Genomic DNA, 6381 nt, shown 5'->3' with positions numbered 1-6381 from the left:
CATTCCCAATAGCGCTCTGGCCCGAATCGGCAGCAAAGTTGTGATCTTCATTGAAACCGCAAAAGGTTACCGTAGTGAAGAAGTGACGGTACTGCACGAGGGCTCGGATAACAGTGTGATAACCAGCAAACTCAAAGGTGACGAGAAAATCGCCGTGCGGGGTGTTTCAGCGCTCAAAGCCAGCCTGATGGGCATCGGGGGATAATGATGCTGACCAAACTGGTTGAATTTGCTCTAACCCAGCGACTGCTGGTCATCGTCCTCACTTTGCTTGTAATCGGCGCGGGCATTTCCTCGTTCCGCGACCTGCCCATTGATGCTTTCCCTGATGTTTCCTCCACACAGGTAAAGATCATCATGAAAGCTCCCGGCATGACGCCGGAAGAAGTCGAGGCACGCATCGTCACGCCCATCGAACTTGAAATGCTGGGCATCCCCAACCAGCGCATACTGCGTTCCATCTCCAAATACGCCATCGCGGACATCACTCTCGATTTCAACGACGGCACCGATATTTACTGGGCACGCCAACAGGTCACAGAGCGTTTGAACAATGCATTGCGAGACTTGCCCGATGGCGCGAGTGGCGGACTGGCACCAATCACCACACCACTGGGCGAAATGTTCATGTTCACGGTGGAAGGCGAAGGCGTCTCGTTGGAACAACGTCGCACGATTCTGGATTGGACGATACGCCCCGCGCTGCGCACCCTGCCCGGCGTCGCCGATGTCAATTCGCTGGGCGGCCTGGCCCGCAGCTTTGAAGTCGTGCCGGATCACACCGCTCTCGCTGCGCGCGGACTTTCCATGCTCCAGTTGCAACAAGCTTTGGAAGCCAACAATCGCAATGATGGTGCCGGTCGCCTGAGTGACGGCGATGAAGCTTTGCTGGTACGCGCCGAAGGCAGCATCAAAAACCTGCAGGACGTGCGCAACATTGTCATTGCCAGCCCGGGAAACAATCCGATCCGTGTCAGCGACATCGCCCAGGTTCGCATCGGTAGCCTGACACGCTATGGTGTCGTGACCAAGGACGGGCAAAGCGAAGCTGTCGAAGGGCTGGTGCTGGGTTTGCGCGGCGCAAATGCTCAAAAAGTGGTAGAAGGCGTGAATGCCAAGCTGGCGGAACTCGCCCCCACCCTGCCTCAGGGCGTTACTACCAAAGTATTCTATGACCGAGGAAGCTTGGTAAAGCGCGCTATCGGAACGGTTTCCAAGGCGCTCACCGAAGCCATCGTGCTCGTACTCATCTTGTTGGTGCTGTTCCTGGGCAACTTGCGCGCCGCCCTGGTGGTGGCATTGACACTGCCACTGGCGGTGCTCATCACCTTCATCCTGATGCAACAGTTCGGCATGTCTGCCAACCTTATGTCGCTTGGCGGCCTTGCCATTGCAATCGGTATGCTGGTGGATGCTGCAGTCGTGGTAGTGGAAAATATCATCAGCCATCTCGGCCGCAAACGGAATCACATACCGCACCTGCATGTCATTTTCATCGCGGTCAAAGAAGTCATCCCGCCCGTCGCAGCCGGGGTCGCCATCATCATCATCGTGTTTCTGCCGTTGATGACGCTGCAAGGACTGGAAGGGAAATTGTTCATTCCGGTGGCACTAACCATAGTCTTCGCTTTGGCCGCGTCACTACTATTGTCGCTCACCGTCATTCCGATGCTTGCTTCGTTTCTGATCAAGAGTGTAAGCCACGAAGAGCCCTGGCTGGTTCGCAAATCTACGCAAATCTATGTGCCCCTGCTCAATCTTGCGCTGCGCAGAGAACGCTGGGTCATTACCGTGGCTGTCATCTCGCTGGTATTGACCAGTGTTGTCTACAATTTCATCGGCAAGGCCTTTATGCCGGAGATGGATGAAGGCGACATCATCATGCAGACCACAAAATTGCCATCCATCAATCTGGCGCAGACCGCCAATATCGACCAACGTGTGCAAGCGGCCATTTTAAAAGAAGTACCTGAAGTAAAAGGCATCGTCTCGCGTGCAGGCGCCGACGAACTCGGCCTCGACCCGATGGGGCTGAATGAAACGGACAACTTCCTCGTGCTCAAACCGCAAGCAGAATGGCGTTCGCCAGACAAAAGCGTGATCATTGACAACATTCGAAAGGTCATGGGAAATTTCCCAGGACTGGAATACAGCTTCACCCAACCTATCGCCATGCGCGTTTCCGAGATGCTCACCGGCACACGCGGCGACGTTGCCATCAAGGTTTTCGGTTCCGACATCACCAGACTAAGCGAACTCGCCGAAAAAATAGTGAAGATCGTCGAGGGCATCAAAGGCAGTGAAGATGCCTACACTGTAAAAAACAACGGCGTACAGTATTACCGGGTTGTCATCGACCGCCTCGCGGCCGGGCGTTTGGGCTTGAGCGTGGATGACATCAGCAATACGCTGCGTACCCAGGTGGAAGGACGCCAGCTCGGCACCGTGATCGAAGACGGGCGGCGCACCCCACTGCTGGTACGCGGCGAAGCGGATGTACAACAATCGCCGGCGCTGTTTTCCGCGCTCACCTTGCCCCTGACGAACGGCCAGAGCGTTCCTCTTTCTGTGGTCGCCAAACTGGAGCGTACCGACGGCCCCGTCAAAGTGGATCGGGAAAACGGCAAACGCATGGTCGTGATCCAGACCAACGTGCGCGACCGCGACTTGGTCGGCTTTGTGAATGAAGCCAAAGCCACAATTGCCGCCCAGATCCAGTTGCCCGAAGGCTACCGCATCACCTGGGGCGGGCAGTTCGAGAATCAGCAGCGTGCCGCGGCACGGCTTGCAGTCGTCATACCGGTTGCACTCGGCTTGATATTCATGCTGCTGTTCGCCACCTTCGGTTCGGTGCGACAGTCCGTACTTGTGCTGACCAACATCCCGTTCGCGCTGATGGGCGGCGTCTTCGCCCTCTGGTTCAGCGGCGAATATCTGTCCGTTCCGGCCTCGGTAGGCTTCATCGCCCTGCTCGGCATCGCAGTACTGAACGGCGTGGTGATGGTGTCCTACTTCAACCAACTGCATGCCGAGGGTATGGATATCACCCAAGTCATCCTGGAAGGAGCCAAACGGCGCCTGCGCCCGGTATTAATGACTGCCAACATCACCGCCTACAGCTTGCTGCCGGTGTTGTTTGCACAGGGCCCCGGCTCGGAGATACAAAAGCCGCTGGCCATCGTCGTGATGGGTGGACTGATCAGTTCCACCACACTGACACTGTTCCTGTTGCCGATCCTGTACCGTCGCTTCGGCCTTGAACCTCAGAGGAATGTCCTATGAAAGAAATGAATTGTTGTTTGACGCTGGCCTGCCACCGCTCAATGGAAGAGCGTCTGGTCGGTCACCTGTTGGAGCACCCCGAGTGGGTCCGCGGTTTCGTCATGCACAAAGCTGAGGGTGGCAGCCAGAAGGAAAAACTGCCCAGCATGATCGAGCAGGTACGCGGACGTTCAGAACGCTCTACTTTCCAGTCTGTAATGAATCTCGAAGATGCGCTCGCGCTGGTTGCCCATCTCAAACAGGAAGAAAGCAACCCTGAAATGGCCTACTGGATCACCCCCGTCATTGCGTTCGGGAGGCTGGAATGAAAATTTCGCCTTTCGTCGCGCTTTCGCTTTCCCTTTTTATTTTGCCGATACAGGCCGCAGAAACGAACTACCCGGATCTGCCGCCGCACGCCCAGGTTGACGCCGCATTGAGCGGCCATATCAACGTGCTGAACGCCGAGACCGGGGTCAGGATCGAGCAGGTCAACCAGCGCAAATGGGAAAGCGGCAACTATGAATTCAACCTGCGCGCGGGCTCCGCTCACCGCCAGGTCGTCAACGTCGACCAGAACCTGAAAGAATGGGATGTCGCCCTGGAACGCCCATTGCGCCTGATCAACAAGGTGATGATAGACAGCGATATCGGCGAGGAAGTCGTGACGCGAGCCAATTTCGCCCTGGGCGATGCGCGCCACGAAGCCGGACGCACACTGCTGCATCTGTGGTTCAACTGGCAGCGCGAGCAGGTACAGGTTACGCAATGGCAGCAGCAAGTCGACAATCTCACGCAACAGGCGCTGACCACGGAAAAGCGCCTGAAGGCAGGCGACGCCCCGCGCATGGAGCTGAGTCAGGCCAATGCTGCTGTCGCGCAGGCCACAGTGTCGCTGCATCAGGCGAGGATGCGTGCCGAACTGGCCGGCAACGAGCTGATCCGGCAGTTTCCGCTGATCGTCCTTCCGTCGCGACTCGAACCTTCGGAGCCGCTGCCTATCGCCGAGAATTTCAATTACTGGAAGCAAACCATACTCAACGACAACCATGAACTGGAAATGGTGCGCTCCGAACGGCGCATCCAGCAGATGCTGGCACAACGCAGTCGCGCCGACCGCCTGCCCGATCCCACGGTGGGCCTGCGTTACTCGAGCGAGATGGGAGGCAATGAAAAGGTCACCGGCGTGTATCTCACCATTCCCATTTCGTTCGGGGTGCGTAGCGCCAACGCGGAAAACGCGGAATATCAGGCGCAGATTGCCGGTGATCGCGAAATCGCAGTACAGCGCAGACTGGAAGGCGACATCTACGCCGCCCATACCCAAGCGCTGAGCAGTTACCAGATATGGCTGCAAGCACGCGAAGCCGCGGCCAGCATCCGTCAGAATGCAGACCTGGTTTCACGTGCCTACAGTCTGGGGGAAAGCAACCTGTCCGAAACACTCACCGCGAGACGGCTGGCACTCGAGTCCGCGCTGGCCGAAAGCCTGATGCGTCTGGATGCCAACGAAGCCCGTTACCGCCTGCTGCTTGATGCCCATCAACTCTGGACATCGGATGCCGAACCCCATGGAGCGCACTGATGTCCGTTCAAGACTGGATAGGCGGAATCGCTGCCACATTGACCACCGGTTCATTCATCCCCCAAGTTTGGCGCGTATGGCAGACCAGGCACACTAAAGACATTTCCCTGCTCATGTATACCTTTTTCACAGCGGGAGTCGCGCTCTGGCTGGCATACGGCATCCTGCTTGGTGCCTGGCCCGTTATCATCGCCAACAGCATCACCCTGCTTTTGGCCGGTACCGTGCTGGTACTGAAACTACGTTTCGGCTGAGCCCCCGGCTTGCTGGGTTACAATCCCGTTCCCTGGCTTGTCGACGATATTACCGATTTACCATGCTGAAAAAGATACATGTGCGCAATATCCGTTCGGGCATGTTCATCAACGAGATCTGTGGCAGCTGGATGGATCACCCGTTTTGGAAAAAAGCCTTTTTGCTGTCTGCCGATGCAGATTTGAAAACACTGCAGACCTGCGGAATACAAGAGGTCTGGATCGACACCGAGAAAGGACTGGACGTCGAATCCAAAGCCGTCGTATCCACTGGCGAAGCTGAAAAGAAGAAGGTCGAAGCCGATTTGCTGAAGATCGCGACGGAACAGCCCCCCGAACCCCACACCCCCATACACGAAGAAATGGCACGTGCACGCAAGCTGCAGGCCAAAAGCAAAGAAGCGGTCACTTCAATGTTCAATGAAGTACGCATGGGCAACGCGATCAAGGTCAGCGAAGCCGCTCCACTAGTGGAAGAGATCAGCCTGTCCATCACGCGCAACCCGGAAGCTTTTCTCAACCTGGTCCGGCTCAAAACCAAGGACGATTACACCTATATGCACTCAGTCGCCGTCTGTGCCCTGATGATTGCATTGGGTAAACAGCTAGGCCTAACCGGCCAGGATCTGAAAGATGTCGGGCTTGCCGGTCTGCTGCACGATGTCGGCAAAATGATGATTGATGACAAGGTCCTCAACAAACCCGGCAAGCTCACCGATGAAGAGTTCGAACTCATCAAGGAACATCCGCGCAAAGGCTGGGAAGTTCTGCAGGGTTCGCCGGACATCACCGCTGTCGCACTTGATGTGTGCCTGCACCATCATGAACGCGTCGACGGTACGGGCTATCCGGATCGCATCTCCGGTGAAAAACTTTCCCTCGCCGCACGAATGGGAGCGGTATGCGACGTGTATGACGCGCTTACCTCCAACCGATGCTACAAAAACGGCTGGGAACCCGCCGAGACCATACGCAAAATGGCCGAGTGGCGAAACGGGCATTTCGACGAAAAAGTGTTCCAGGCGTTTGTCAAAACCATAGGCATCTACCCCTCCGGCACTTTAGTAAGACTCAAGTCAGGAAGATTGGCTATAGTCATTGAGCAAACAGGGAAAAGCCTGCTCACTCCTGTCGTCAAAGCCTTCTTTTCGACAAAGTCCAATGAGCCGATCATGCCGGAAATGATAGACTTGAGCAGATCGAGGGAAAGCATTGCCAGTGCCGAAGACCCGGCCCAATGGGGCTTTGATTTGAAACAGATTACAGGCTTCTGAATTTTTA

6 protein-coding genes (1 of these 6 running past the window's edge) are annotated in these 6381 nt (G+C 56.2%); all 6 read left to right on the top strand.

Going from position 1 to position 6381, the window contains the following annotated elements:
• Positions 1 to 205, top strand: partial view of an efflux RND transporter periplasmic adaptor subunit gene (locus QOY30_RS05920; RefSeq protein WP_283743709.1) — the final stretch only. The gene continues 881 nt to the left of window position 1, outside the view; 205 of the gene's 1086 nt are visible here — the last part of the coding sequence; its start codon lies off the left edge, out of view; it ends in the stop codon at positions 203 to 205.
• A 2-nt stretch (positions 206 to 207) separates the two neighbouring features.
• Positions 208 to 3282 (top strand): efflux RND transporter permease subunit, encoded by a 3075-nt coding sequence (locus QOY30_RS05915; RefSeq protein ID WP_283746036.1) that lies wholly within the window; start codon positions 208 to 210, stop codon positions 3280 to 3282.
• Positions 3279 to 3590: a DUF3240 family protein gene (locus QOY30_RS05910; RefSeq protein ID WP_283743708.1), complete on the top strand. Its 312-nt coding sequence runs from the start codon at positions 3279 to 3281 to the stop codon at positions 3588 to 3590. Before QOY30_RS05915 ends, QOY30_RS05910 begins: the two co-directional genes overlap by 4 nt.
• Positions 3587 to 4846, top strand: a complete 1260-nt coding sequence (locus QOY30_RS05905; RefSeq protein ID WP_283743707.1) for a TolC family protein — start codon at positions 3587 to 3589, stop codon at positions 4844 to 4846. The genes QOY30_RS05910 and QOY30_RS05905 overlap by 4 nt, the downstream gene beginning before the upstream one ends.
• Positions 4846 to 5100: a SemiSWEET transporter gene (locus tag QOY30_RS05900; RefSeq protein WP_283743706.1), complete on the top strand. Its 255-nt coding sequence runs from the start codon at positions 4846 to 4848 to the stop codon at positions 5098 to 5100. Before QOY30_RS05905 ends, QOY30_RS05900 begins: the two co-directional genes overlap by 1 nt.
• 62 nt (positions 5101 to 5162) lie before the next feature.
• The gene (locus QOY30_RS05895) at positions 5163 to 6374 is read left to right on the top strand and encodes an HD-GYP domain-containing protein (protein WP_283743705.1); all 1212 of its coding nucleotides are present in this window, start codon (positions 5163 to 5165) and stop codon (positions 6372 to 6374) included.
• Positions 6375 to 6381 lie beyond the last annotated feature (7 nt).

Source organism: Sideroxydans sp. CL21, from assembly GCF_902459525.1.
Classification (GTDB): Bacteria; Pseudomonadota; Gammaproteobacteria; order Burkholderiales; family Gallionellaceae; genus Sideroxyarcus.
Note: the sequence above shows the minus strand (reverse complement) of the source record. Positions and strands in the feature narration are given on the sequence as shown.

Bases quoted from the DNA above. Each gene is read 5' to 3' on its own strand.
- QOY30_RS05895 (WP_283743705.1), top strand. From the start codon at position 5,163: ATGCTGAAAAAGATACATGTGCGCAATATCCGTTCGGGCATGTTCATC.
- QOY30_RS05900 (WP_283743706.1), top strand. From the start codon at position 4,846: ATGTCCGTTCAAGACTGGATAGGCGGAATCGCTGCCACATTGACCACC.
- QOY30_RS05910 (WP_283743708.1), top strand. From the start codon at position 3,279: ATGAAAGAAATGAATTGTTGTTTGACGCTGGCCTGCCACCGCTCAATG.
- QOY30_RS05905 (WP_283743707.1), top strand. From the start codon at position 3,587: ATGAAAATTTCGCCTTTCGTCGCGCTTTCGCTTTCCCTTTTTATTTTG.
- QOY30_RS05915 (WP_283746036.1), top strand. From the start codon at position 208: ATGCTGACCAAACTGGTTGAATTTGCTCTAACCCAGCGACTGCTGGTC.